This is a genomic window from Kitasatospora sp. NPDC058170, assembly GCF_042883905.1.
GTDB lineage: Bacteria > Actinomycetota > Actinomycetes > Streptomycetales > Streptomycetaceae > Kitasatospora.
Genome location: NZ_JBHVUV010000006.1, coordinates 1 through 25997, shown reverse-complemented (window position 1 = coordinate 25997; position 25997 = coordinate 1). Strand labels below are relative to the sequence as shown.

Sequence of the window (25997 nt, the reverse complement as noted above, 5' to 3'; positions counted from 1 at the left end):
CCCCGGCCGGGAACGAGCCGAACCGGGGTGCTGCCTGATCATGCACGGACACGAGTGGGATGCGACCGCCGCCACCGGCCCAGCACCTGGTGCCACCCCCGCACGCCTCGACGGCCATCGGCTCGTCCCGCTCGCCACCGCCCTGCTCCAGGACGACGGACTGATCCTGCACTGGAGCGAGGACGCCGAGGCCCTGCTCGGCTACCCCGCCGACGAGGTCGTCGGCAGCTACGCCGCCCGACTGCTGGTCGACGACTCGGACCGCCCCGAGGTGCTCGCCCTGTTCGAGCGGATCATGGGCGGCAAGGGCTGGTCCGGCGTCTTCCCGGTCCGCCACCGCGACGGGCACCTGGTCGAGCTGGAGCTGCGCACCTACCCGATCGCCGGCCCCGGCGGCAGCCTGCTGCTGCTCGCCACCGCCTCCGACGTCCAGGCCCTGCACCAGGTCGAGGCCGACCTCGCCGTCCTGGACGGCATCTTCGGCCAGTCCCCGATCGGCATGGCCGTCTACGACACCGACCTGCGGTACGTACGGCTGAACGAGGCACTCGCCCGGATGAACGGCGTCCCGATCGTCGAGCACGTCGGCCGCCGGATCAGCGCCGTCCTGCCCGGCATCAACAGCGCCGAGATCGAGCAGACCATGAGACAGGTGCTCACCACCGGCAGGCCCGTGGTCGACGCCCGCTCGCACGGCCGCGTCCCCGGCGACCCGCGCCGCGACCGCGCCTGGTCCGCCTCCTACTTCCGGCTGGAGGACTCCACCGGCCGGGTCTTCGGCGTCTGCTCCTCCATCATCGACGTCACCGAGCGCTTCCAGGCCGAGGCCCGCGCCGCCCGCGCACAGGAACGTCTCGCCACCATCGCCGAGGCCACCGCCCGGATCGGCACCACCCTCGACCTCCAGCGCACCGCCGAGGAACTGATCGAGGCGGTCGTCCCGCGGTTCGCCGACTTCGCCACCGTGGACCTGCTGGAGCCGGTCCTGCGCGGCGCCGAGCCCACCACCATCCCGCTGGACCGCCCGATCAAGCTGCGCGCCGTGGCCGTCGGCGAGTCCTACGAGTCGGGCCTCACCCTCGCCGTCGACACCGTCGGCGAGGTCTCCGAGTACGCCCCCGACCGCAGCTACACCCAGTGCCTGCGCAGCGGCCGTCCGCTGCTGCGCTCGCACGTCGACGAGGACGTGCTGCGCGGGCTGGTCGCCACCGAGGAGCGGGTCGCCCCCGGCATCGAGGCCGGCATCCACTCCTACCTGATGGTGCCGCTCACCGCCCGGGGCATGGTCCTCGGCGGCTCCGAGTTCATCCGGATGCGCAACCCCGAGCCGTTCACCGCCGCCGACGTCGCCCTCGCCGAGGAGCTCGTCGCCCGGACCGCGCTCGCCATCGACAACGCCCGGCTCTACCGGCGCGAGCGCGAGACCGCGCTCACCCTCCAGCGCAGCCTGCTGCCGCAGGAGATCCACCGCACCCTCGGCCTGGAGATCGCCTACCGCTACCTGCCCAGCAGCGTGGTCAGCGAGGTCGGCGGCGACTGGTTCGACGTCGTCCCGCTCTCCTGCGGGCGGGTCGCCCTGGTGGTCGGCGACGTGATGGGCCACGGCATCCGGGCCGCCGCCACGATGGGCCAGCTGCGTACCGTCGCCCGCACCCTGGCCACCCTGGACATGCCGCCCGAGCAGGTGCTCACCCGCCTCGACGAGACGGCCTCCGGCATCGGCGAGGGCCAGTTCGCCACCTGTATCTGCGCCGTCTACGACCCGCTGGAGCGCACCGTGCAGGTCGCCTCGGCCGGCCACCTGCCACCGGTCTGGGTCGCCCCCGACGGCACCGCCAGCACCGTGGAGATACCGCCCGGCGTCCCGCTCGGCGTCGGCGGCGTCGCCTTCGAGAGCATCGAGTTCACGCTCCCCGAGGGCGGCATGGTCGCGCTCTACACCGACGGCCTGGTCGAGCGGCGCGGCCAGGACATCGACGACGGCATCGACCTGCTGGCCCGCACCCTCTCGGGGCCCGGCCGGACCCTGGAGGAGAACTGCGACGCCGTCCTCGGCGCCCTGGTCACCGACGGCACCGACGACGACATCGCCATGATCATGGGCCGGGTGCTGCCGCTGCCCGCCGACCGGGTCGCCACCCTCCCCCTCACCGGCGGCGGCCGCCTGCCCGGCAAGGCCCGCCGCTTCACCCGCGCGACCCTCGCCGACTGGGGCCTGACCGCGCTCGCCGACTACGCCGAACTGCTGGTCAGCGAACTGGTCACGAACGCCCTGCTGCACGCCGACGCCCCGCGCCGACTGCGGCTGTTCCGCGACCGGGTGCTCACCCTGGAGGTCGCCGACGCGGGCGGCCAGGCCCCCCAGCTGCGCCCCTTCGCGGAGCAGGACGAGGGCGGGCGCGGCATGTTCCTGGTCAGCGAGCTGGCCCAGCGCTGGGGCAGTCGGCTGACCAGGGACGGCAAGGTGGTCTGGGCGGAGCTCGAACTGCCCTTCGGGACGAACTGACGCCGGGCACCCGCGCCGCCGCGTCCTGACCCCCGAGCCCCGACCGGTGTGCCCTGAGCGCCGTGCCCGGACCGGTGTGCCGGGTCCGGGCCGCGGGTAGGCTCCGCGGCACCCGGGGGCAGGGCCGGGCGCTGCCGGGAGGGGTGGGGGATGGGGCGTGTTCCGCACGCGGTCGAGGACCGCGCCTGGTGCGGCGGCTACGGCCGGTTCCTCTCCTGCGAGAGCGACCGGGCCGGCGAGCGCGGCTCGGCGCTGCTCCTGACCTCCCCGAGCCTCCTGCTGTCGCTGCCCGGGGCCCTCCAGCTGGCGCACGGCGTCCTGGGGATCGGCGCCTACGTGGCCGCCGGGCCGGGACTGCTGGTCTCGCTGGTGGTCTGGCACCACCGGAAGGGCGGCCGCAAGCCCTCGCTGTACTGCTACGAGCGCGGGGCGGTGCTGTTCCGGGCCGGACACGCCCAGCCCTACCTCTGGTCCGAGCTGCGCTGGCGGGCGGACCGGTTCACCAGCCGCGAGGAGCACGGGGACGTCCACCGGGTGCGGCTGGAGCTGACCACCGGGGACGGCACGCCCGTGATCGAGCTGCGGGAGCTGCGCGCGGTGGTCATCGAGCGGGCCCCCCGCTCCCGCTAGCGGGAACGGGGGGCCGGACAGGGACTAGTGCCGCGTCAGGCAACCTTCGCCCCGTCGCGACGCCCGGCACGCACTCTCGCCGCACCGGCCGAAAGCCCAAGTACGTCCAGTACGAGGGCTTCCGGCCGGCACGCCGATAGCACGCACCGGACGCCGCTCCTTGACGGGCAAAAGTTGCCTGACGCGGCACTAGCCGCCGGTTAGACGCCGGTCTTCTCCAGGGCCGGGCGGTCCTGCGGCTGCCGGTCCTGGACCGGGCCGGGCAGGCCGCGCAGCAGCCGCCAGGCCACCGCGGAGGCGACCAGCAGCAGGCCGCCGGCCAGGTACGCCGCGATGTTCATGCCGTGCACGAAGGAGTCGCGGGCGCTCGCCAGCAGCGGACCGGCCAGCTCCTGCGGCAGGCCGTGCGCGGCCTCGACCGCGCCGCCCAGCGACTCGCCCGCGCGGGCGGCCACCGCCGGGTCCGCCCCGGCCGGGACGGCCAGCGAACCGGCGTAGAGCGAGCCGACCACGGAGCCGACCAGCGCGATCCCGAGCGCGGTGCCCAGCTCGTACGCCGTCTCCGAGACCGCCGAGGCGGCGCCGGCCTTCTCGGCGGGCGCGGCGCCCAGCACCAGGTCGGCGCCGAGCGTGTAGACCACGCCCTCGGCGGTGCCGACGATCAGGAAGGCGACCGCCAGCAGCAGGTACGTGGTGTCCTGCTGGACCCAGCCGAGCAGGCCGATGCCGGTGCCCATGGCCAGCAGGCCGAGGGTCAGCGCCAGCCGGGCGCCGGTGCGCCGGGCCAGCCGGGCGGTCAGCAGGCCGCCGACCACCGCGCCGGCGAAGGCCGGCAGCTCGGCCAGACCCGCCTTCAGCGGCTCGTAGCCGCGGACCAGCTGCAGGTACTGCGAGGTCACGAAGACCACGCCGGACAGCCCGACCAGGGCGGTGAGCGAGGCCAGCACCGCGCCGGTGAAGCGCCGGTCGGCGAAGAGCCGGACGTCCAGCAGCGGGGTCTCCAGGCGCAGCTGGCGGCGGACGAAGACGGTCAGCGCGGCGGCACCGAGCAGGGCGGTGACGGGGACGTCCCAGCGCAGCACGCCGTGGGCGGCCGCCTCCTTGATCGCGTAGACCACGCCGATCACCCCGGCGAGCGAGAGCACCACGCTCGCGACGTCCCAGCGGCCGGGCTTGGGGTCCTTGGACTCGGGCAGCAGCCAGCCGCCGAGGACCAGCAGCAGCAGGACGACCGGCAGGTTCAGCAGGAACACCGAGCCCCACCAGAAGTGCTCCAGCAGGACCCCGCCGACCACCGGGCCGAGCGCGGCGCCGGCGGTGGCGGCCGCGCCCCAGATGCCGATCGCGGTGGCCCGCTCGCGGTCGTCCGGGAAGAGGCCGCGGATCAGCGACAGGGTGGAGGGCATGATCGTCGCCCCGGCCACGCCGAGCAGCGCGCGGGCCAGGATCAGCCAGCCGGGGCCGGGCGCGTAGGCCGCGAGCAGCGAGGCGGCTCCGAAGGCCGCGGAGCCTGCGAGCAGCAGCTTCTTGCGGCCTATCCGGTCGCTCAGCGAGCCCATGCTGACCAGCAGGCCGGCCAGCACGAAGGAGTAGACGTCGCCTATCCAGAGCAGCTGGGTGCCGCTGGGGCGCAGGGTCTCGCTGATCGAGGGGATGGCCAGGGAGAGCACGGTCGCGTCGACGGCGACCAGGGTGACGGCCAGGACGAGGACGGCGAGGCCGGTCCAGCGCTGGTGGGAGCGGGTGTGGACGGTGCTGCTCATGGTGTATCGGTGTCCGGTTTCCGGTCCGAGGTGCGGTGGTGGGAGGTGTCGGCGGTGGGGGCCGGGGGTGTCCGGAGGGCGCCGCCGAGGAAGAGCTCGGTCAGCGAGAAGGCGCCGTCGCGCGGGGCGAGCCGGCCGTCCTGGACGGCCCAGCCGACGCCGGCCACCAGGTCGAAGAAGGCCTCGCTGAGCCAGCCCGCGGCGAGCTCGATGCGGAAGACCCCCTGCTGTTGGCCGCGCAGGAAGAGCGCCTGCAGCCGGGTGATCTGCGACTCCCAGAGCTCGTTGATGCCCTCGTCGTCGTAGAGCTGGTTCTCGCCGGCCAGGAAGGCGCAGAGCGCCGCGTCCGGGACTATCGCGTCCACCAGGCGGCGCAGTGCGAGCTGTGCGTCGCCGTCCTCGACGGCGGCGGTGTCCAGCGCGGCGCCGAACTTGCGCAGGCCGAGCAGGCCGACCTCGCGGATCAGCGCCTCGCGGCCCGGGAAGAGCCGGTGCAGGGTGGCGCGGCTGATGCCCGCGGCGCGGGCGATCTCGTCCAGGTGGGCGGTCGGGCGGCGGGAGAGCACGCCGACGGCGGCTTCGAGGACAGCGTCGCGATCGGTGGCCATGCGGCAAGTGTAGGTCAAATGAGACATGGATGTCTCAATATTTTCTCGGATGATGCAGTTGAGGGCTCTGTGACGTGGGTCGGGCTGGGGTCGGACCGGGGGCCCGGCCGGTAAAGGGCGAGGTGGGGGCGGTGGGGGCCGGATCCGGGCAGCAAAAAACCGGGGACGGCGGTTGCCGTCCCCGGTCGCGGGCCGTGGTGCCTCAGCTCTGGTTGTAGAACCCGGTCTCGTCCAGCGGCCGGTCGATCACCATGACCTCGACGTCGGCGGGGGTGAGCAGGAACACCCGGCGGGCGATCCGCTCGATCCCGCCGCAGGTGCCGAAGATCAGCCCGGAGGCGAAGTCGACCATGCGCTTGGCCTCGGCCTCGCTCATCTCGGTGAGGTCCATGACCACCGGCGTGCTGGCGCGGATGTGCTCGCCGACCGTCCGAGCGGCCTCGAAGCCGGTCGGCCGCAGGGAGACGATCTTCGTGGGGGCGGGAGCGGCCGGTACCGTCTCCTGCTCGATCCACTCGTCGTCGTACACCGCGGCCGGGTAGTTACCGGAGGGCATCAGCCACCCGTTGTGGTGCTCGTCGCGAAGTGCTCCCATGCCGCGCCTCCCTGCCTCGTCCCGTACGCGTCCCCGGTGCGCGTGTCCTTTTGACACGTCATCCACTCGTCGGAACTGTCCGAGTATCGCACTGATCACCGGTCCCGTGCCCGCTCGCGACCCCCGTCCGGGTCGTGCCGCGCCGGAAACCCGGGCGAACCCGGGCATCTGTTGCGACGCAGCAGTTCGCCGTACGGTTGCGCGCGTAGACCATATCGGTCGCGGTCACCGCTTAATTGACCTTCTGTCAACAATGCGGAAACGATTTCACTCGCCGGTGACGCCGTCCACGAGTTCGCGGAGCAGATCGGCGTGTCCGTTGTGCCGCGCGTACTCCTCGATCATGTGGACCAGGATCCATCGCAGCGTCACTTCCTCGCCCCGGCGCAGCTGCTTGCCGACCGTCTCCAGGGGAAGGCCCTCGGCGGCCCGGCGGGCGGCGTCGATCTCGGCCCGCCAGGTGGCGAAGTCCTGCTCGGCGTCGGCGGTGTCGACGTTGTCGAAGTCGCCGTCCGGGTCCGCCTCCGTCCAGTAGTGGCCGGTCTCGAACGGCTTGCCGAGCAGGATGCCCTGGAACCAGTGGCGCTCCACCTCGGCCATGTGCCGGACCAGGCCGAGCAGCGAGAGGCCGGACGGCGGGACGGAGCGCAGCCGCAGCTGCTCGGGCGTCAGGCCCTCGCACTTGACGGCGAGGGTGGCGCGGTGGAAGTCGAGCCACGCGGTCAGCATGGCCGTCTCGTCCGCGGCGAAGGGGGGATCGATCCGAGGGGTGGTGGTCGTCATGGCGGACATCCTGGCGCAGCCGGGCACCGGAGGCGACCGAATAGTCGGTCCCCCGGCCTCAGACGGTCGCCGTGCGCCGGCGGGCGGCGCGCCAGAGCGAGACCAGGCTCCCCAGGACGAGGGCCGCGATCACCCCGGCCGACACCAGGAACGCCGCCGAGCCCGGCTCGCTCGCGCTGGCCGCCGCCGTGACGTAGACGGCGGTGGTCGGCACCACGCCGAGCGCGGTGGCGGTCAGGAACGGCGTGAAGCGCACGCCCGAGAACGCGGCGCCGTAGTTGGCCGCCTGGAAGGGCATCCCGGGGAACAGCCGCAGCAGCAGCACGCTGCGGAACCCCTGCTCGGTGAACCGCCGGTCCAGCGTGGTCAGCATCCGCCCGCGCAGGTACGGCCGCAGCGCCTCGCGGCCGAGCAGCCGGCCGAGCGCGAAGGCCAGTGCGGCCCCGAGGGTGGTGCCGAGCACGGCCATCAGCAGGCCCTGCTGGATGCCGAGCAGCAGCCCGGCCGCCGCGTTCAGCGCCGGGCGCGGTACGAAGGCGAGCGTGCCCACCGCGTACACCGCCGTGAGCACCGGGACCCGCCAGTACCCCGGCATGCCGTCCGGCAGCCCGCCGGTCAGCAGGGCGGTCGGGCTCCAGAGCAGCAGCGAGCCGGCCGCCGCGCCGAGGATGACGACCAGCAGGGCGAACCGCAGCCACGGGCCCAGGGCGCGCCGGGCCGGGACGGCGGGCTGCGGTGGCGTGGGTGGCGTGGCGTCGGGCATGGCCCGAAGCTTAATCGCTGCGTCGGCGGGGGAGCCGCGGCGGTCGGGGGCCCGGTCGGGGGGTTCGGGCCGGGGCTGGCGGGCAGGGCTCAGCGGGCCGGGCGGTCCGCGGCGGCGAGGAAGCCGAGCAGGCGGTGCCAGGCGTCGGCGGCGGCGGGGGCGTGACCGGTGGCGGCCAGCTCGAAGAAGTTGTGCGGGGCGCCGGGGTAGGTGACGAACTCGTGCGGGCAGTCGGCCGCGGTGAGGGCGGCGTCGAAGGCGGCGACCGCGGCGGCCGGGATCGCCTCGTCCGCGCCGCCCCAGAAGGCGAGGACCGGCGCGCTGAGGCCCGGGGCGAGCTGGGTGGGGCCGGGGGCGCCGTTCAGGGCGTCGGGGTAGCCGTAGAAGCCGACCGCGCCGGCCAGGCCGAACCGGGGCGCCGCGGTGCGGAACGCCTGGCGGCCGCCGAAGCAGAAGCCGAGGGCCACCACCCGGTGGGCGCCGGCCGCCCGCAGCCGGTCGGTGGCGGCGGCGATGTCGCCGTCCAGGCCGTCCGGGGTGAGGGCGAGCAGGTGCGGCAGCAGGCCCGGCATTTCTCCGAATTCCGCTGGACGGTTTTCCGGATCGGCACCGGCGGTTCGGCCGAAATAGTCGACGGCGATGGCCGGATATCCCTGCTCGGCGAGTCGCAGCGCGGTCTGCCGGTAGAAACCGGAAAGGCCCCGGTTGTCCGGCAGGACCAGGACGCCCGGGCCCGCGGGGCGTTCCGGAAGGGCGAGGAAGGCGGCCACCGCGGTGCCGTCCCCCGCGGTCAGGGTGAGGGCGCCGGCCTCGGCCACCTCGGTGGTGGCGGGGCCGAACACGGGAGGGGCGGCGGTTGCCTCGTGGCACACGGCGGGGAATCCCTTCGCTGGGGTCGCGGAACCGCCGGGCGCGCGAGGATGCGGGCCCGGCGGTGGCGATATTAGCGAGAAATCCCTTGGAATTCTTGCATCATATCGCCGGGAAATTGCTTTCGGAAGTCTTTTCCGGTGACGGTGTGGTCACATTTCCGCCGGTCGGGAAATCCGTGGCCTGGATTTCCGTGGCGGGGAGGTCGGTGCCGCCCGGTTCGGCCCGGCGCAGGGCGCCCGCGCCGAGGACGAGCGCGAAGGCCAGGGCGGTGACCAGGCCGAAGGAGACGGTCAGTGAGGTGGCCTGGGCGAGCGAGCCGATGATCGCCGGTGCGACCAGGCCGGCGGTGTAGGTGACGGTCGCCACGCCCGCGATGGACTGGCTGGCGTTGGAGCCGATCCGGCCGGCCGCCGCGAAGGCCAGCGGGACGACGACCGCGATCCCGATCCCGATCAGTGCGAAGCCCGGGATGGCCAGGGCCGGAGTGTCGGCGGCCACCACGAGGAGGCCGCCCGCGGTGGCGATCACCCCGCTCAGCCTGGTCGCCCGGACTGCGCCGAGCCGACGGATCACCGCGTCGCCCGCCAGCCGGCTGACCGCCATGGTGAGCGAGAACGCCGTGTAGGAGGCGGCCGCCAGGGTGGCCGAGGCGCCGGTGACGTCCCTCAGGTAGACGCCGCTCCAGTCCATCGACGCACCCTCGGCGAACACCGCGCACAGGCCGACCAGGCCGATCACCAGCGAGCTGCGCGGCGGCAGCGCGAACCGCGGCGGCGCCTGCTCCTCCGCCGCGGCCCGGAGGTCCGGCAGCCCCCGGCAGACCGGCTGCGCCAGGGCGAGCAGCACCAGGGCGGTGACGGCCAGCTGGATGCGGGCGTCCAGGTCCCGGTGGGCGGCCAGGATGCCGAACGCGGAGGCCAGCAGACCGCCCGCGCTCCACATCCCGTGCAGGCCGGACATGATCGAGCGGCCCAGCCGCTGCTCGATCTCCACGCCCTGCGCGTTCATCGCCACGTCCGCCATGCCGGCCGTCGCCCCGAACGCCAGCAGCGCCAGGCAGAGGGCGGGCAGCGAGGGGGCGAGCGCGGGCAGGGCGAGGGCGAGGCACCAGATCGACAGCAGTCCGCGCACCGCCGCCCGGCCGCCGAAGCGGTGGACGAACCGCCCGGCGAGCGGCATCGCGAGGGACGAGCCGATCGCCGGCATCACCAGCGCCAGGCCGAGCTGGCCGGTGGAGAGGTCCAGGCGGTCCTGGATCCAGGGGATGCGGGTGACGAAGCTGCCGCTCACGGCGCCGTGCACGCCGAAGACGAGGGCGATGCCCACCCTCGCCCGGCGCGGGGATCCCAAGGAGTCGAGCGGTGGTCGTGCGGTCAGGCTGTCGGTCATCCGTGCGTCCCTCCCGGTCGCGCGCCCGGCGCGACGGTGCCCTGGTGGGTGGTTGCTGTTGATATGTGCCCGGGTGTGGTGCGGTTCGCGCCCCCGGGGCACGTTCGATAAATTATCAGGAAGGGACCCTGATAGAAACACTCTGGAAGGATGCACTTCCATGACCACCGCGCGCACGGCCACGCCGAGCACCGCCCGGGCGATCAACGACCGGCTGGCACTGAACCTGCTGCTCGAACAGGGCCCCCTGACCGCGACCGAGCTGCGCGACCTCACCGGGCTCTCCCGGCCCACCGTCTCCGACCTGCTGGAACGCCTGCAGCGCGGCGGGCTGGTCGCCGTCGTCGGCGAGCGCGGGGAGCAGCGGCGCGGCCCCAACGCCCGGCTGTACGCCCTGGTCGCCTCCCGTGCCCACCTCGCCGCCGTCGACGTCCGCGAGAGCGGCGCCAGCCTGGTCGTCGCCGACCTCGCCGGGCGGACCCTGGGCGCCGCCGAGGTACCGGTCGAGGGCCCCGGCGACGACGGCACCGCCGCCCGGATCGTCCGCACCCTGCTCGACACCGCGCGGGAGGCCGGCGTGGAGCAGCTGCACACCGTCGCCGTCGGCGCCCCCGGGCTGGTCGACCCGGCCACCGGGCGGCTGCACAGCACCGGCGCGCTGCCCGCCTGGCACGCCGAACTGCTCGCCGAGCTGCGGGACCTGCCCGGCACCGAGGTCATCCTGGAGAACGAGGTCAACCTGGCCGGCCGCGCCGAGTACCGGATCGGCGCCGCCCGGGGCCGCGACACCTTCGTCCTGATGTGGCTCGGCCACAGCGTCGGCGCGGCCGTGATCCTCGACGGGAAGCTGCGCCGCGGCGCCTCCGGCGGCACCGGCGAGATCTGCTTCCTGCCCGTCCCCGGCACGGTCGGCCTGCCCAGCGCCACCAGCTGCGAGGGCGGCTTCCACGACCTGGTCGGCAGCGCCGCCGTCTGCGGGCTGGCCCGCGCCCACGGTCTGCCCGCCGACCCGGCCGACGACGCCTCCGCCGCCGAGGCCGCCGTCCACGCCGCGCTCGGCGCGCTCGGCGAGGGGGAGCCCGGCGGTCCCTTCCTGGACGAGCTCGCCGAGCGGATAGCCGTCGGCGCCGCCTCCGTCTGCGTCGTCCTGGACCCGGGCTGCGTCGTCCTTGGCGGCGAGATCGGCCGGGCCGGCGGCGCCGAGCTCGCCGGGCGGGTCGAACTCCGGCTCACCGTCCTCTCCCCGCTGCGCACCGAGGTCCGGGCCGGTACGGCGGGCGGCGGCGCGGTGCTCGCCGGTGCGGTCCTCACCGCGGGCGACGCCGTCCGGCGGGACCTCTTCGGGGAGCCGTAGGGCGTGTTTGCAAAGTCGCGGCGGACCCGGCGGGACTTTGCAAAGCGCGCCGTAGGCACTTCGCGGCACCTCCGGTGCGGCGCCGCGGTGCTCCGCTTCGCGGACCCGGCGCCCGGTACGGCAGGATGGCGGCGGCGGGCCGGGGCGGACACCGGCCGGCCGCCGTTCGAACCGCCGTTCCCGAACCACCGTTCCCGAACCATCGTCAGGAGTCGTACATGGGCCAGCCCGAGGTGCCGGTCAACCCGTACCGCATCGGTGAGGCCGCGGCGATGCTCGGCGTCAGCGCCGACACCATGCGGCGCTGGGTGGACGCCGGCCGGGTCGCCGCCGAGCGCGACGAGCACGGCCACCGGATCATCCCCGGCGCCCAGCTGGCGGCGTTCGCCCGTGAGCTGGCCCGCCCGGAGAACGCCGAGGCCGAGGGCCGCCCGTCCTCCGCCCGCAACCGCTTCCCCGGCATCGTCACCGACGTGGTGCTCGGGGACGTCGCCGCGCAGGTGGAGATCCAGGCGGGCCCGTTCCGGGTGGTGTCGCTGATCAGCCGGGAGTCCGCCGAGGAGCTCCGGCTGGTGCCCGGCACGCCGGCGACGGCGGTCATCAAGTCGACCAATGTGATGGTCGAGCGGCGCTAGGGCGTGTTTGCAAAGTCCCACCGGTTTTGCAAAGTCCTGCCGGGCCCGGTCCGGCGCGACTTTGCAAACACTCCCTGACTTTGCAAAGACACCCCGGGCCCTGTCCGGCCCAAGCCCCGTCCGATCCCATGCGATCCCACCCGATCCCGCCCGACCTTCCGAGATGCCCGTGAGAGGCCAGGTACCGATGCCCCATCCGCCGCTGCCGTCCACCCAGAGTGCCGTGTTCGCGGTCGAGGCGATGGCCGCCCGGCACGGCCGGGAGGTCCGCGCCGTCCACGACATCGGCCGCGACCAGACCTACGCCGGACTGGTCGGCGACGGCGGCGGCGAACTGGACGCGATACCGCACGAGGCCCTGCTGGAGATCAGCGGGCCCCCGGCGCTCACCGTCCGGCTCTTCGCCGCCCACGAGGACGCCGTGGTCGGCGTCGAGGGCATCGACTTCGACGTGCCGCGCGACAGCGTGCCCGCCTTCCTCCACTCGGTGTGGAGCGGCCTGGTCCGGATCAGGACGCGCACCTTCCCGCCGTCCAGCACGCTGATCGTCACCGTGCCCGGCGAGGACGCCTACCGCGAGCACATCGGCATCCACGACCTCACCCCCTGGCTCGCGGGGCTGGTCCGATGAGCGCCCCCGCCGACCGCCGCCCGGTCCTCGCCGTCGCCCACCGCGGCGACCCGTACCGGTACCGCGAGAACACCCTGCCCTCCGTCGAGTCCGCGCTCGCCGCCGGCGCCGACGCCGTCGAGGTCGACGTCCAGCTCACCCGCGACGGCGTGCCCGTCCTGCTGCACGACGAGACGCTGGAACGCCTCTGGGGCGACCCCCGGCCCGTCCGCCGGGTCACCCTCGACCAGCTGGACGAGCTGCGCGACGGCCACCTCACCGTCCCCACCCTCGCCGAGGCGGTCAAGGCCGTCACCGCCACCCCGGCCGCCCGGCTGCTCATCGACCTGGACGACCCGGGCCCCGCCGCCGCCACCTGGGCCGCCGTCACCGGCCTCGGCGCCGAGCGGCGGGTCGCCTTCTGCGGCCCCGCCACCGCGATGCTCGCCGTCCGCGCCCTCGCCCCCGAGGCCGAGATCGCCCTCACCTGGAAGCAGCCCCGGCTGCCCGCCGCCGATCTGCTCGCCGACCTGCGGCCGCGCTTCATCAACCCGCCGTTCGGCCTGGTCACCGCCGACTTCACCGCGGCCGCCCGGGACGCCGGCCTCGGCGTCTCCACCTGGACCGCCGACCTGCGCCGTACCATGCGCCGACTGCGGGCCGCCGGCGCCGACTCCATCACCAGCAACCGGATCGGCGTGCTGCGCAGCGTCCTGGACGGCCGCCGATGAGCCCCGGCGACCCCGCCGTGCTGGGCACCCGCGCGCTCGGCCGCGCCCTGCTGGCCCGTCAGCACCTGCTCGCCCGCACCACGGCGACCCCGGCCGCGATGATCGGACACCTCGGCGGGCTGCAGGCCCAGGCCGCGCCGCAGCCGCCCTACCTCGGGCTGCTCGCCCGCCTGGACGGCTTCACCCCCGAACAGCTCAGCGGGCTGATCGAGCGGCGTGAGGTGGTCCGGATCGCGCTCCAGCGCAGCACCATCCACCTGGTCACGGCGGAGGACTGCCTGACGCTGCGCCCGCTCATCCAGCCCGTCCTGACACAGGGTCTGCGCAACTCCTACGGCAAGCGGCTGGCCGGTCTGGACCTCGACGCGCTGGTCGCCGAGGCCCGCGTCCTGCTGGAGGAGCGCCCGCGGACCTTCCAGGAGCTCGGGCCGCTGCTCGCCGCCACCCGCCCGGACCGCGATCCGGCCGCCCTGGCCCAGGCCGCGCGCTGCCTGCTGCCGCTCGTCCAGGTGCCGCCCCGGGGCCTGTGGGGCAAGGGCGGAGCCGCCGCGCACACCACCGCCGAGGCCTGGCTCGGCCGCCCGCTCGATCCGGCGCCCTCGCTCGACGCGCTGGCCCTGCGCTACCTCGCCGCGTTCGGCCCGGCCAGCGTCGCCGACCTGCAGAAGTGGTGCGGCCTCAGCCGGCTGGCCGCCGTGCTGAAGCGGCTCGCACCGCAGCTGGTCACCTTCCGCGACGAGCAGGGGCGCCTGCTGTACGACCTGCCCGACGCGCCCCGGCCGGACGCCGACACCCCGGCGCCGGTCCGGCTGGTCGCGCCCTTCGACAACCTGCTGCTCTCGCACGCCGACCGCACCCGGGTGCTGCCCGAGGAGTACCGCGGCCGGGTGATGACGCCGAACGGCATCGTGCTCGGCAGCCTGCTGGTGAACGGCCTGGTCGCCGGGAGCTGGGAGCTGACGGAGGGCCGGGGCGGCGGGCGCACGGTCGTCGTTCACCCGTTCGGGGCAGTGACCCCGGCCGACCGGGGTGCGGTGGAGGCGGAGGGCGAGCGGGTGCTGGCCTTCGCCGGCGGGGGAGACGGCGTCCGGATCGAGGCGGCGGACCGGTAGGTCGTTCGACCTCCGGTCTGACGTTCGGTTCGCCGTGGCTCGATGGGGTGGCGCCCCGCGTTTCGTCTGTGCACGATGCGCCCGTCGTGGGTTGAATCGACTCGCCCGTTGATCAGCGGCGCCGTGTCCGGCGCCGCTCAGCAGAGTGGAGTCGGCCATGGCACCTGTACCGAACGGCGTCTACGCCATCGGCAAGCCGGAGGAGCAACTGCTCACCCTGATGGGGGCGAAGGAGTTCGTGGTGCTCCTCCCGCCCACCGGCAACCCCGGCGACCAGGAGTGGCAGGTGGAGGCGCTCGACAACGGCAACGTCCGGATCCGCAGCCTCCGGCACGAGACGTTCCTCGGCTACGACGAGGATCCGATCGTGAACGCCCAGGTCAAGGGGAGCGCGGAGCCGCGCGAGTGGGCGCTCTACCAGGCGGCCGAGCCGTTCACCTTCCACGTGGTCGTCCCGGGCGGTCCCATCGACGGTGTCGAACTGGCACTGGACCTCAGCCTGCTGCGGATCTTCCCGCCGCGCACCGCGCTGCGGCCGCTGGACGTCGACGACCAGCAGCAGGCGTGGCGCTTCCAGTTCCACGAGTAGGAGCCGGACGAGGACGCCCCGGGTCGGTGCCACCGGTCCGGGCGTCTCCGTCTCGGGCCGCCCCGTTCCGGGCGGCCCGTTCCCGGCGGCCCGTTCGCGGGTGTGCCTCGATCGGACATGTCGCGCAATTGGTCAGATCATCTGCTGAGATTGGTGAATCCGGACCAATCGACCCAGGCGGAGGTGGGGCATGCCGGGGGAGCTTCCGTCCAGCGGTGCACCGGAGGCCGGCGGCACGCCGGAGGAGCGTCCGGTGGACGACCGCAGGCCCTACCTCATGCTGCCGCCGTCGGTGCGGGCGGCGGCCGCCTGGTCGGTGGCGGTCATCCTGCTCATCACCGTCGCCTCACTGGTCGTCTTCGCGGTCGTCGAACTGCGCGCCGCCACCATCCCCGTCATCCTCGCGCTGCTGGGCACCTCGCTGCTCTACCCGGTGATGCCCTGGATGGTCCGCCACGGCCTCGGCCGGGGGCCGGCCGCCGGGCTGACCTGCGCGGTGCTGGTACTCGCCGTCGGCGGGGTGATCGCCCTGCTGGTCAACTCGCTGGTGCACAGCGCCCCGCAGATCACCGAGGCGCTCAAGCAGGCGGGGGACCGGCTCGCGGACTGGCTCGGCCCGATCGGCGAGCAGATCCAGCACGCCCTGGACAGCAGCAGGGGCGAGGGCGGTTCGCTGGTCTCCGCGCTCGCCAGCGGGGTGCTCTCCGGCCTGGGCCTCGCCACCGAGGTCCTGACGGGGGCCGTGCTGGCGCTCGCCCTGGTCTTCTTCTTCCTCCGTGACGGCCACCGCACCGGGGAGACCGTCCGCGCCCACCTCTCCCCGCGCAGCGCCGAGACGGTCATCGCCTGCGGCCGCCAGGCCTTCGACGCGATGGCCGGCTTCATGCGCGGCACCAGCCTGATCGCCCTGATCGACGCCGTCTTCATCACCATCGGCCTGGTGGTCCTCGGTGTGCCGGGCGCCCCGGGGCTCGGTGCGCTGGTCTTCATGGGTGCCTACATCCCCTTCGTCGGGGCGTTCCTGAGCGGCACGGTGGCCGTGCTGGTCGCGCTCGCCGACGGCGGACTCGCCATCGCGCTCTGGGCGCTGGGCATCGTCCTCGCCGTCCAGGCGATCGAGGGCAACGTCCTGCAGCCGCTGATCCAGAGCCGCACGGTGGAGCTCCACCCGGCCACCATCATGGTGGCCGTGGTCGCCGGAGCCGGCATCGCCGGCATCCTCGGCGCCCTGCTGGCCGTCCCGCTCTCGGCCGCGGGCGTCGGCATCGTCTCCGTGCTGCGCGGCACCGACGGGCAGTCCCGCCGCCGCACCCGCCGCACGGGCGGGGGTGACGAGGCGTCGGCCCCCGATCGGGAGTAGTCGCGGACGGGAGCCGCCCCGGTCGGGAGTGGCCGCGCTCGGGAGTGGCCGCCCGGGGGCGGGTGGTGGTTGCCGTGCGGCCGAGGCGTGTGCGAGAGTCTTAACGCGATGAAGGTCGCAATAGTGAGGCGATGGGGGTTCGCATGGGGATGCAGTCCTTCGAGGTGTCGGACGGGAAGGCCGGGCCGTACGCGATCGCCGCCGGTCCGGACGGGGCACTCTGGTTCACGCTGGTGCACGCCGGGGAGATCGGGCGGCTGGCGGCGGACGGGACGGTGGACCGGTACCCGGTCGGACAGGCCTCCGGGCCGTCGGGGATCGCGGTCGGGCCGGACGGCGCGCTCTGGTTCACGCTGATGAGGGAGTCCGCGATCGGCCGGATCGGGCCGGACGGGCGGGTCCGGCGGTTCGACCTGCCGCCGGGCGCGGGCTCGCCGTTCGGGATCGCGGCCGGGCCGGACGGTGCGCTCTGGTTCACCGAGCTGGACACCGACCGGATCGGGCGGATCACCGTCGACGGCGAGGTGACGGAGTTTCCGCTGCCGGTCACGGGCGGCTACCCGTCGATGATCACGGCCGGGCCGGACGGCGCGCTCTGGTTCACGCTCAACCAGGCGAACGCCGTCGGGCGGATCGCCGTGGACGGGGGGATCGCCGTCCACCCGCTGCCCACCGGGGGCGCCGCGCCCGTCGGGATCGCGGCCGGCCCGGACGGTGCGCTCTGGTTCGTCGAGATCGGCGCCGGGGCGATCGGGCGGATCACGGTGGACGGCCGGGTGACGGAGTACCCCCTGCCGGACCGCGCCGCCCGTCCGCACGCCATCACGGCCGACCGGGAGCGCGGCCGGCTCTGGTTCACCGAGTGGGCCGCCGACCGGATCGGCTCGATCGGCCCCGACGGCCGGATCGAGGAGTACGAGCTGCCGACCCCGTCGTCCGAGCCGCACGGCATCGCCGTGGGCCCGGACGGTGCCGTGTACGCGGCACTGGAGATCGGCGAGATCCTCCGCCTGGAGCCATTGGAGCCATTGGAGCCATTGGAGCCATTGGAGCCGTTGGAGCCGTTGGAGCCGTGACGGGCGGTCACGGCTGGCTGCGCAGCAGCTCCTCCAGATCGGCGAGGAGGCCGAGCGCGGCGCTGCGGTCGGCGGCGGCGACGGGCGCGGGGGTGCGTTCGGCGATGACGCGCAGCGCGGCGGCGGCCTGGCGGGCGAAGAGCGCCAGCAGGTCGAGCTCCGGGAGGCTGGAGCGGGCCTGCGGGGCCGGGTCGAGGACCTCCAGCACGCCGAGGACCCGGGTGCCGTGCACCAGCGGCGCCGCCATCAGGGAGTTCGGGACGTAGGCGGTGGACTCGGCGAAGGCCCGGTCGAAGGTGGCGTTGGCGGCGAGGTCGTCGACCACCATTGGCTCGCCGGAGGCCGCGACCCAGCCGGCGATCCCGCTCCCGGCCGCGAAGCGGCGGCCGACCAGGGACTCCTCGCCCCGGCCGGACACCGCCTGGAAGACCAGCTCGCCGGCCGCCTCGTCCAGCAGGCAGACCGAGCCGGCCTCGGCGCCGAAGATGGCCCGTGCGACGTCGACCACGGACTGCAGCAGCTCGCGGGCGAGCGGGTCGGGGGGCTCGGGGGTGCCGGTGGCGGTCACGGGTTCAGTACTGCTGGTCATGGGGCGACTCCGTGGTGGGGGCGGACGGGCGCGGGCCGAGCCGGACGTTGGCCGCGCTGAGGTAGAGCGCGTCCTTCAGCTGGAACGTCGTCAGCCTCGGGTGCCGGGACAGGATCCGGGCACAGAGCCCGGCGACGTACGGGGTGGCGAAGCTGTTGCCGGTGGTGCGGATCGTGGAGCCGCCGAGCCAGGGCACCCGGACGTTCTGGCCGGGCGCGAAGAACTCCACCGGCGGCTCGGGGTTGTAGAGGTGCAGGTCCGGGTCGTCCTCCTGGTGGCTGCCGACCGAGATCACCGAGGAGAACCGCCAGGGGAAGCTCTCCACCGGTGTGTTGTGGGCGGAGGCGACGATCGCGGTGCGGGCGAAGTACGCGTCGTCGGCGAGCGAGTGCAGCTCCTCCAGGAAGCGGGTCCGGGTGGTGGAGAGGCTGAGGTTCACCACGTCGAAGCGCTGCTCCACCGCCCAGCGCAGCCCGGCGAGCAGCATCTCGCCGGTGCCGGAGAAGCGCTCGCCGAGCACCCGGACGCTGTACAGCTCGCAGTCCGGCGCGGTGCGGCGGATGATGCCCGCGCAGGCGGTGCCGTGGCCGCAGGTGTCGCCGGTGTCGGTGGGCCGGACGACGGTCTCCTTGGTGTGCGGGTCCTTGCCCACCACCCAGGAGCCCTGCAGCGGGCCGACCAGCGGGTGGTCGCGCTCGATGCCGGAGTCGACCACGCAGACCCGCACGCCGCGGCCGGTGCCCTCGGCGGTGCCGGCGGGGGTGCCGGAGTCGGCGAGGACCGGGACGTCGTCGGCGCCGCGGCCGCGCAGGCTCCAGGTGAGGCCGGCCGGGGCGGTCATCGCGGCGGCTCCCCGGTGGCGGCGGCCAGCCGCTCGGCCCAGCGGACGCCGGGCAGGTGGCCCTTGGCGGCGTACCGGGCCCGGGCGGTGTGCGCCGAGGCGGCGGCCTCGGCCGTGCGGCCGAGCAGCAGCAGGACGTGCGCCCGGTCGAGCGCGGTGACGGCCTGCAGCAGCGGGGACTCGGTGTCGGCCGCGGCGTGCACGGCGGCGTCGGCCAGTACCAGGGCCGGGTCGGCCTCGCCGCGGGCGGCGGCCAGCCGGGCCCGCAGCCCGTCCAGCTCGATCGCCGCGGTCGGCGGGAGGTCCTCGGGGGCGCCGAGGCCGTCCAGGTGGCGGGCGGCGAGCGCCGGACCGTCGGTGTCCAGCAGCAGCCGGGCGGTGTCCAGGCCGATGCCGGTGAGCAGGGTGGCCGCGCCGAGCCGGCGGCCGTTCTCGGCGGCCTCGTCGAGCAGGTCCAGGGCCTGCGCGGTGCGGTCGGTGAGGGCGGCGACCTGGGCGGCGAAGGCCGGCAGGAAGACCAGCGCCTCGGCGAGCGAGAGCTCGCCCGCGAGGTCGCCGGCCTCGGCGAGCAGGGTCTCCGCCTCGGCGGGCCGGTCCTGGAGGGCGAGCAGCACGGCGAGCGGGCCGTTGAGGGCGATCCGGACGGCGCGCCGGCCGCCGCCGTGTCGGGCCAGCAGGGTGCGGCACTGGGCGGTGGCGCCCGCCACCGGCTCGGGGCCGCGCAGCAGCGAGGCGCCCAGCGCGCCGAGGACGGCGGCGCGTTCCGGCTCGCTGTCGGCGCGCACCGCGTGGGCGAGGGCGTGGTCGAGCAGGCGGTCGGCCTCGCCGTGCCGGCCGGCCAGCCGGTGCTGTTCGGCGAGGTGGAGCCGGGCCCGGGCCTGGCCGGTGTCGTCCCCGGCGGTCTCGAAGAAGGGCAGGACGGCCTCGGCGGTGGCGGCGGGCTGGTCGGGGCCGGGCGGCAGGCCCAGCGCGGCGAGGTGGAGCCGGGCGTGGGCGGCGTCCAGGCGGCTGCCGGCCGTGTCGCGGACCTGGATCAGCACCGCGCGGCCCTCGTCGGTGCGGCCGAGCGCGATCCGGGCCTCGCCGAGCCGGCGCAGGGCGGGGCCGGCGCCCGGCTCGCCGGGGTAGTGCAGCCGGGCGGCGCGCTCCAGCAGCTCGGCGGCCGCGGGCAGGTCGGTGCGGGCCAGGGCGCGTTCGCCGGCCAGGCCGAGGGCGGTGGCGGCGCGGGTGCGCAGCGCCTCCGTCCGGCCGTCGAGCAGGCCGAGTTCGAGGCGGTAGCGGTGGGCGCGCTCCAGGTGCCCGCCGACGGTCGCGTCGCCGCCCTCGCGCACGCTCGGCAGGTCCGCGGCGCGCTCGTGCCGCTCGGCGCGGGCCCGCTTGGACATCGACTGGTAGGCGCTCTCCTGGACGAGGGCGCTGCTGAACCGGTAGGCGCCGGGGCCGGCCGCCTCGACCAGGGAGCGGCGGGCGAGCTGCGCGAGGGCGGCGTGCAGACGCGGCGGGGTGGCGGGGCCGTCGAGCGGGTCGCCGTCGGCCGGCAGGCCGTCCAGCGGGCCGGTGAAGACATCGTCCTCCGGGTCGGCGAAGGCGTCGTTCTCCGGTCCGGTGCGGGCCAGTTCGGCGATCTCGGCGCTGCTGAAGGCGCGGCCGAGGATGGCGGCCAGGTCGAGGGTGGCGCGCTCGTCGCGCTCCAGCTCGTCGATCCGGGCGCTCAGCAACGCCCGACCGGTGGGCGGGAGTTCGTCGTCGAGGGTGGGCTCGTCGGCCTCTGCGAGGGCGGCCAGCAGCTCCTCCAGGTGCAGCGGGTTGCCCTCGGCGCGCTCCAGCAGGCGGACCGGGACGGCGTCCTGGTGGGCGCTCAGTTCGGTCAACTCGGCTGCCAGCAGGGCGGATTCGTCCCAGGAGAGACCGCCGAGCGGGAGCGTCGGGAGGTCCGGGCGGGAGGAGGCCAGCTCCGGGCGGGCCGCGCAGAGCAGCAGTACGGGGGCCGGGCCGAGTCCGGCGACCAGCTGCTCGACCGCGTCGAGCAGTACCGGGCCGGCCCACTGGCAGTCGTCCAGGACCAGGACGGCCGGGCGGGTGCGGGCGTGGGAGCGCAGCAGTCCGGTCAGGACCGCGCGGGTGCCGTCGGCGGAGGCCGCGGCGGCGAGCGCCTGGTCGGCGGCCGCCCGGTCGGCCGGGGTGGCGTCGGCGTCGGCGAGCAGCGCGTCCACCGCCTCGACCAGCGGGGTGAGCGGTCCGGCGGTGCCGTGCCCGCCGTAGCTGCGGCAGCGGCCGGTGCCGACCGCGGCGCCGCGCCGGCCGGAGCGGTCCAGCCAGTCGCGCACCAGGCGGGTCTTGCCGATCCCGGCCTCGCCGCTGACGACCAGCAGCTCGGCGCCCTCGCTGCGCGAGACCCGCTCCAACGCGGCGTCGAGCAGGGCGAGTTCCCTGGTCCGGCCGACCAGTGGAACGTCGAAGCGGCGCAGCAGCTCCGGGTCGTCCTCGTCGAGCCCGAGCAGCCGGTAGCCGGTGACCGGGTCGGTCTTGCCCTTGAGCTGCAGCGGGCCGACCTCGTGGACCTGGGCGGCCGGCCCGGCCGCGCGCAGGGTCTGCGGGCCGATCAGCACCTGGCCGGGGGCGGCCTGCTGCTGCAGCCGGGCGGCGATGTTGACGGTCTCCCCGGAGATCAGTGCCTGTCGCGCCGAGGCGTCCGAACCGGCCACCACCTGACCGGTGTTGACACCGATCCGGACATCCAGACGGACCCCGAGGGTGGCGTCCAGCTCGGTGTTGAGGTCCTCCAGGTCCTCCAGCATGGCGAGGGCGGCGGCCAGCGCCCGGCGGGCGTCGTCCTCGCGGATCACCGGTACCCCGAACACCGCCATCACCGCGTCGCCGATGAACTTCTCCAGCGTGCCGCCGTGGGCCTCGATCTGGCGGTGCATCTGCTCGAAGTAGCGAAGGGTGACGGCCCGCAGGGTCTCCGGGTCGAGGGTGCCGGAGAGCGGGGTGAAGTCGACCAGGTCACAGAAGACCACCGTGACCAGCTTGCGCTCCTCGGCGGCCACCTCGGGCGCCGCGCCGCGGGGCGAGCCGCACGAAGGGCAGAACTGGTCGGTCGGGTTGGGCAGATGGGCGGCGCAGAGTGGGCAGGGCATGGTGGTAGTCCTTCGCTGTGCGGAGTCGGCGTGGCGCGGGGAGGGCGTGGTGCGCGGGCCGGGCGCGGGCACCGGGTCAGCCTGCCGCCGGGGGCTTCGGGCCCGGTTCGAAACCGCCTAGCCCGCGGTATGTCCGCAGCTGGGAGGGGGTGCGGGTGGGGCGGGGGCCGTCCCAGCGGCCCCACCCGTACCCCCGCCGGCCCGCTGACCTGCGGCCATACCGCTTCCCTACCGGTTTCGAAGCCCTCGCCAGGCCGGCCTTCCTACCGTCGGTGCAGCGGCGGGCACCCGTCGGCCGCTCCGCTGCGGATGCCGGCAACCGGTACGCCGCCGGCGGGAGTCGGGCCAGACCGAGCCGGGCCACTGCGGGCCGGTTCGCACAGGGAAGGGGAACACCATGAACGAGAACATCGAGCCGGTCGTCGGCGAGGACAACGAGGAGACCCCCGAGGTCGTGGCGCACGCCGCCGGTGTCCTCGACCTGCAGAGCCTGAAGGCCTTCAAGGACGCCGCGGACGACGGCTGCTTCAGCCTCATCAGCTACGTGAACACCGGCGACACCACCGCCTGAGGGGTACCTCGCGCACGGTTCCCCGGTACGGGGGCGGCACCGCCGCCCCCGTCCGGCGGGCCGTCGGCCGGCACCGGGGCGGCCTCGCCCGGGCGGGGCCGCCCCGCCCCGATCCCTCTCCCGCCACCGGAGGACCCGTTGAAGAGCCTGCCGAGGACGCCGCCGCAGACCGCCCAGCCCGAGGCTGCGCAGCCTCCGTCGCAGACCGCACGGCCTCCGGCCGCGCAGCCGCAGACCGCGCCGTCCGGTCCGCCGACCTCCCCGCTCGGTCCGCAGACCGCGCCGTCCGGTCCGCCGACCTCTCCGCTCGGCGCCAACCGGGACTTCCGCCTGCTCTGGGCCGGCGGCCTGCTGGCCTCGCTCGGCGCCCAGCTGTCCTCGATCGCCCTGCCGCTGCTGGTCCTGCGGGACACCGGCTCGGCCGCCCAGGCGGGCGCCATCGGCACCGTCTCGGTCGGCGCGCTGCTGCTGACCATGCTGCCCGGCGGCGTTCTCGCCGACCGGATCGAACGGCGCCGGCTGATGCGGCTGTGCGACGTCGGCAGCCTGCTGGCCGTCACGGCGCTGGTCGTGGCCGTCCTGCACGGCCACGCTCCGCTGCCGCTCGTCCTGCTGGTCGCCGCCGCCGGGGCGCTGATCGCCAGCGCCTACGGGCCGGCCGCGTCCGGACTGCTGCGCGCCGTGGTGCCGCCCGAGCAGGTCCGGGCCGCCGCCTCCCGGATGCAGGCACGCGGCGCGGCCGCCCGGCTGGCCGGGCCGCTCGGCGGCGGCGCGCTGTTCGCCTGGCACCCCGCGCTGCCGTTCGTGGCCGAGGGCGTCGGACTGCTGCTCTCGACCGTCTGCGTGGCCCTGATGCGGACCCGCTCCCACCCTGCCAAGCGGGCCGGATCGGCCTTCAGTAAAACGGAGTTGACCGCCGGGCTGGCCTTCATCTGGCACCAGCCGTATCTGCGCACCCTGCTGCTGATCTTCGGCCTGGGGATGAACTTCGCCTTCAGCGCCCTGATGTTCGCGACCCTGGCGGTGGCCTCCGACGGCGGCCGCTCGGGCGTCGGCGGCGGCACCGTGGTCTCCTGCACCGCCGCCGGGGCGCTGGCCGGCGCCCTGCTGGCACCCCGGCTGGACGCCCGGGCCCGCAACGGCAGCCTGGTCGCGGTCAGTTGCTGGGCCGCGGCGCTGACCGCCGGCGTCCTGGTCGTCATCCGGGTACCGCTGCTGATCGGGCTGCTCTGCGCGGTCTGCATCTGCCTCTCCACGGTGGCCAGCATCGGCTTCGTCTCCGGCATGCTGCTCGCCGCGCCCCCGGACCGGATCGGCCGGGTGCAGAGCGCGGCGGGCTTCCTGTCCACCCTCGTCCAGCCGTTCGGCCCGCTGGTCGGCGGCCTGCTGCTCGGCGCCCTCGGCGGCGGCGCGACCTTCGCCCTGCTGGCCCTCGTCATCGCGCTCTGCGCCGCCGTGGTGACCTGGGCGCCGCCGGTGCGGCGCGGCCCGGCGCCGCAGCCCGCCCCGGCCTGAGCGCCCGCCCCTCCGGCCCTCGCGAGCCGGAGCCCGGGCAACCGCAGGGGCCCGAGCGCCCACCGGGCCCGGGCACCCCGCCCCGACCGGAACGTCCACCCGTGCGAAGGAGGCGCGCCATGGCCGGCGCCCAGGAGACCCAGCTGTACTGCCTCGCCGACCGCACGTACTACGACACCCCCGGCCGGCTCCGCGACCGCGCCACCCGCTACCCGCTCACCCTGGCCGAACCGCCCGCCGGCTGGCGCCGCGACGGCCGGGGCCTGTGGACCGTGCTGCGCCCGGACGGCGTCCAACCCCCCGAGCAGGGCTGGAAGATCCACGTCTCCACCGTCCCCGCCGAGGCCGAGCGCACACTCGCCGAGGTGTACCGGATCTGCGTCGCGGCCCGGGTGCCGTTCAAGTTCCTGCGCAGCGCCCAGGCCCTGCGGCTGGCCAACGGCAAGCACATGCCGCGCGGCGGCAGCGGCAAGTTCGCCGCCGTCTACCCGGCCGACGAGCAGGCCTTCCTCGCCCTCGCCCGGGAGCTCGCCGAGGCGCTCGACGGCCGCCCGGGCCCGTACGTGCTCACCGACCTGCGGATCGGCCGCGCCCCGGTGTACGTGCGCTACGGCGCGTTCGTCGAGCTCTGGTGCCAGGACGCGCAGGGCCGGCCGGTGCCCGCCCTGCGCGCGCCCACCGGGGAGCTGGTGCCGGACCGGCGGGACCCGGTGTTCCGGCTCCCCGCCTGGGTCACCCTCCCCGAGGAGCTGCGCCCGCACCTGGCGGCCCGGCGGACGGCCGGGGCCGGCGACATGCCGTACCTGATCCGTGAGGCGCTGCAGTTCTCCAACGCGGGCGGCATCTACCTCGCCGAGCACCGGGAGACCGGCGAACGGGTGGTGCTGCGCGAGGCCCGCCCGCACGCCGGGCTCGACGCGGCCGGCGACGACGCCGTCACCCGGCTGCACCGCGAGCACCGCGCCCTGCGGCGGCTCGCCGGCCTGGACTGCGTCCCGAAACCGTACGGCGTCCACACGGTCTGGGAGCACACCTTCCTCGCCGAGGAGTACATCGAGGGCGTCCAGCTGTTCCGCGAGGTGATCCGCCGCTACCCGCTGGTGCACCAGGACTGCACCCCCGGGCAGCGCGCCGAGTACGTCGCCTGGGTGGACGGCGTCGTCGCCGGCCTGGAGAAGGCGCTCGGCGCGCTGCACGAGCGGGGCATGCGCTTCGGGGACCTGCACCCCGCGAACGTCCTGCTCCGGCCGGACGGCTCGGTCGCCCTGGTCGACTTCGAGTACGCCGACGAGCTGACCTCCCGGCTCGTCCCGCTGGCCGGCGCGCCGGGGCTCCAGCCGCCGCCCGGGCTGGACGGCGCCGAGGCCGACCGGTACATGCTCTGGGCCACCTGGCTGATGATGCTGATGCCGATCATGGAGATGGCCGACCGCGAGCCGGCCAAGCTGGCCGGCTTCGAACGGCGGGCCCGCGAGTGGTTCGGGCTCGGACCGGACGCCGGCCCGCCCCGCCCGGCCGCACCGGCGCCGCCCGCCCCGCGGCCCGCGGGCGCCGCCCACGGCGAGGACCGGGTCCGGCTGCTGCTGGAGGCGGACCGCCCCGACCTTCCCGCCGTCCTGGCCGACCTGGTCGCCGGCATCCACGCCGGAGCCACCCCCGAGCGCGCCGACCGGCTCTTCCCCGGCGACCCGGCCGGATTCACCGGCGGCGGCACGGGCGTCGCCCACGGCGCGGCGGGGGTGCTCTACGCCCTGCACCGGGCCGGGGCCCGCCACCCCGCCGAGTACACCGACTGGCTGGTGGCCGCCGCCCGCCGCACCGGCCGGCCCGGCGCCGGCGGGCTCCTCGACGGCCCGCTCGGCACCGCCGTGGTGCTGGCCGCGCTCGGCCGCCGCGAGGACGCCGCCGAACTCGCCGAGCGCGCCCGGCTCGCGGCCCCCGGGCCGAGCGCCGCCCTGTTCGGC

General features: G+C 75.3%; 23 protein-coding genes. 13 read left to right on the top strand and 10 right to left on the bottom strand.

What is annotated here, in order from left to right; genetic code table 11:
- Positions 1 to 40: 40 nt before the first annotated feature.
- Both ACFVVX_RS08840 and ACFVVX_RS08835 read left to right on the top strand, forming a co-directional pair.
- A complete protein-coding gene (locus tag ACFVVX_RS08840; protein WP_387942987.1) occupies positions 41 to 2506 on the top strand; it encodes a SpoIIE family protein phosphatase in 2466 nt (821 codons plus the stop codon).
- A 150-nt stretch (positions 2507 to 2656) separates the two neighbouring features.
- The gene (locus ACFVVX_RS08835; RefSeq protein ID WP_387942985.1) at positions 2657 to 3136 is read left to right on the top strand and encodes a hypothetical protein; all 480 of its coding nucleotides are present in this window, start codon (positions 2657 to 2659) and stop codon (positions 3134 to 3136) included.
- Between the two features lie 200 nt (positions 3137 to 3336).
- Here the strand turns inward: ACFVVX_RS08835 and ACFVVX_RS08830 are convergent, their stop codons facing one another.
- The 7 genes from ACFVVX_RS08830 to ACFVVX_RS08800 all read right to left on the bottom strand — a co-directional run bounded on the left by ACFVVX_RS08830 (position 3337) and on the right by ACFVVX_RS08800 (position 9910).
- Positions 3337 to 4899 (bottom strand): MFS transporter, encoded by a 1563-nt coding sequence (locus ACFVVX_RS08830; RefSeq protein ID WP_387942983.1) that lies wholly within the window; start codon positions 4897 to 4899, stop codon positions 3337 to 3339.
- On the bottom strand, positions 4896 to 5507 hold the full coding sequence (locus ACFVVX_RS08825; protein ID WP_387942981.1) for a TetR/AcrR family transcriptional regulator: 612 nt from the start codon (positions 5505 to 5507) through the stop codon (positions 4896 to 4898). Before ACFVVX_RS08825 ends, ACFVVX_RS08830 begins: the two co-directional genes overlap by 4 nt.
- Positions 5508 to 5709: 202 nt before the next feature.
- On the bottom strand, positions 5710 to 6102 hold the full coding sequence (locus ACFVVX_RS08820) for a cell division protein SepF (protein WP_387942979.1): 393 nt from the start codon (positions 6100 to 6102) through the stop codon (positions 5710 to 5712).
- Between the two features lie 267 nt (positions 6103 to 6369).
- A complete protein-coding gene (locus ACFVVX_RS08815; protein WP_387942977.1) occupies positions 6370 to 6885 on the bottom strand; it encodes a DinB family protein in 516 nt (171 codons plus the stop codon).
- A 58-nt stretch (positions 6886 to 6943) separates the two neighbouring features.
- The gene (locus ACFVVX_RS08810) at positions 6944 to 7648 is read right to left on the bottom strand and encodes a TVP38/TMEM64 family protein (RefSeq protein ID WP_387942975.1); all 705 of its coding nucleotides are present in this window, start codon (positions 7646 to 7648) and stop codon (positions 6944 to 6946) included.
- 89 nt (positions 7649 to 7737) lie between these two features.
- Positions 7738 to 8520: a dienelactone hydrolase family protein gene (locus ACFVVX_RS08805; RefSeq protein WP_387942973.1), complete on the bottom strand. Its 783-nt coding sequence runs from the start codon at positions 8518 to 8520 to the stop codon at positions 7738 to 7740.
- Positions 8521 to 8620: 100 nt separating this feature from the next.
- Positions 8621 to 9910: an MFS transporter gene (locus ACFVVX_RS08800; RefSeq protein ID WP_387942971.1), complete on the bottom strand. Its 1290-nt coding sequence runs from the start codon at positions 9908 to 9910 to the stop codon at positions 8621 to 8623.
- A 160-nt stretch (positions 9911 to 10070) separates the two neighbouring features.
- On the opposite strand from ACFVVX_RS08800, the gene ACFVVX_RS08795 reads away from it, so the two are divergent.
- The 8 genes from ACFVVX_RS08795 to ACFVVX_RS08760 all read left to right on the top strand — a co-directional run bounded on the left by ACFVVX_RS08795 (position 10071) and on the right by ACFVVX_RS08760 (position 17377).
- On the top strand, positions 10071 to 11264 hold the full coding sequence (locus ACFVVX_RS08795; RefSeq protein ID WP_387942969.1) for an ROK family transcriptional regulator: 1194 nt from the start codon (positions 10071 to 10073) through the stop codon (positions 11262 to 11264).
- 218 nt (positions 11265 to 11482) lie between these two features.
- Entirely contained in the window at positions 11483 to 11899 is a 417-nt protein-coding gene (locus tag ACFVVX_RS08790; protein WP_387942967.1) for a molybdopterin-binding protein, read from the top strand.
- 187 nt (positions 11900 to 12086) lie between these two features.
- The gene (locus ACFVVX_RS08785) at positions 12087 to 12530 is read left to right on the top strand and encodes a hypothetical protein (RefSeq protein WP_387942965.1); all 444 of its coding nucleotides are present in this window, start codon (positions 12087 to 12089) and stop codon (positions 12528 to 12530) included.
- Positions 12527 to 13240, top strand: a complete 714-nt coding sequence (locus ACFVVX_RS08780; RefSeq protein WP_387942963.1) for a glycerophosphodiester phosphodiesterase — start codon at positions 12527 to 12529, stop codon at positions 13238 to 13240. The genes ACFVVX_RS08785 and ACFVVX_RS08780 overlap by 4 nt, the downstream gene beginning before the upstream one ends.
- On the top strand, positions 13237 to 14352 hold the full coding sequence (locus ACFVVX_RS08775; protein ID WP_387942961.1) for a winged helix DNA-binding domain-containing protein: 1116 nt from the start codon (positions 13237 to 13239) through the stop codon (positions 14350 to 14352). The genes ACFVVX_RS08780 and ACFVVX_RS08775 overlap by 4 nt, the downstream gene beginning before the upstream one ends.
- A 157-nt stretch (positions 14353 to 14509) precedes the next feature.
- Complete coding sequence (locus ACFVVX_RS08770) at positions 14510 to 14941, top strand: hypothetical protein (protein WP_387942959.1); 432 nt, start codon at positions 14510 to 14512, stop codon at positions 14939 to 14941.
- Between the two features lie 253 nt (positions 14942 to 15194).
- Positions 15195 to 16301, top strand: coding sequence for an AI-2E family transporter (locus ACFVVX_RS08765; RefSeq protein ID WP_387942957.1), 1107 nt, complete (start codon positions 15195 to 15197; stop codon positions 16299 to 16301).
- 143 nt (positions 16302 to 16444) lie between these two features.
- Positions 16445 to 17377 carry a virginiamycin B lyase gene (locus ACFVVX_RS08760; protein ID WP_387943385.1) on the top strand — a complete coding sequence of 311 codons (933 nt, stop codon included), beginning with the start codon at positions 16445 to 16447 and terminating at the stop codon, positions 17375 to 17377.
- 7 nt (positions 17378 to 17384) lie between these two features.
- Here ACFVVX_RS08760 and ACFVVX_RS08755 read toward each other — a convergent pair whose 3' ends face one another.
- The 3 genes from ACFVVX_RS08755 to ACFVVX_RS08745 are packed head-to-tail and all read right to left on the bottom strand — an operon-like array spanning position 17385 to position 21947.
- The gene (locus ACFVVX_RS08755) at positions 17385 to 17966 is read right to left on the bottom strand and encodes a GAF domain-containing protein (RefSeq protein ID WP_387942955.1); all 582 of its coding nucleotides are present in this window, start codon (positions 17964 to 17966) and stop codon (positions 17385 to 17387) included.
- The gene (locus ACFVVX_RS08750; protein ID WP_387942953.1) at positions 17950 to 18807 is read right to left on the bottom strand and encodes a S8 family serine peptidase; all 858 of its coding nucleotides are present in this window, start codon (positions 18805 to 18807) and stop codon (positions 17950 to 17952) included. The genes ACFVVX_RS08755 and ACFVVX_RS08750 overlap by 17 nt, the downstream gene beginning before the upstream one ends.
- Positions 18804 to 21947 carry an adenylate/guanylate cyclase domain-containing protein gene (locus ACFVVX_RS08745; RefSeq protein ID WP_387942951.1) on the bottom strand — a complete coding sequence of 1048 codons (3144 nt, stop codon included), beginning with the start codon at positions 21945 to 21947 and terminating at the stop codon, positions 18804 to 18806. Before ACFVVX_RS08745 ends, ACFVVX_RS08750 begins: the two co-directional genes overlap by 4 nt.
- 397 nt (positions 21948 to 22344) lie before the next feature.
- Between ACFVVX_RS08745 and ACFVVX_RS08740 the strand changes: the two genes are divergently transcribed.
- From ACFVVX_RS08740 to lanKC, 3 genes are all read left to right on the top strand, one after another.
- A complete protein-coding gene (locus ACFVVX_RS08740; RefSeq protein WP_387942949.1) occupies positions 22345 to 22518 on the top strand; it encodes a hypothetical protein in 174 nt (57 codons plus the stop codon).
- 138 nt (positions 22519 to 22656) lie between these two features.
- Positions 22657 to 24033 carry an MFS transporter gene (locus ACFVVX_RS08735; protein ID WP_387942947.1) on the top strand — a complete coding sequence of 459 codons (1377 nt, stop codon included), beginning with the start codon at positions 22657 to 22659 and terminating at the stop codon, positions 24031 to 24033.
- A 119-nt stretch (positions 24034 to 24152) separates the two neighbouring features.
- Positions 24153 to 25997: class III lanthionine synthetase LanKC (lanKC, locus tag ACFVVX_RS08730; RefSeq protein WP_387942945.1), on the top strand; the 1845-nt coding region annotated here is incomplete at its 3' end.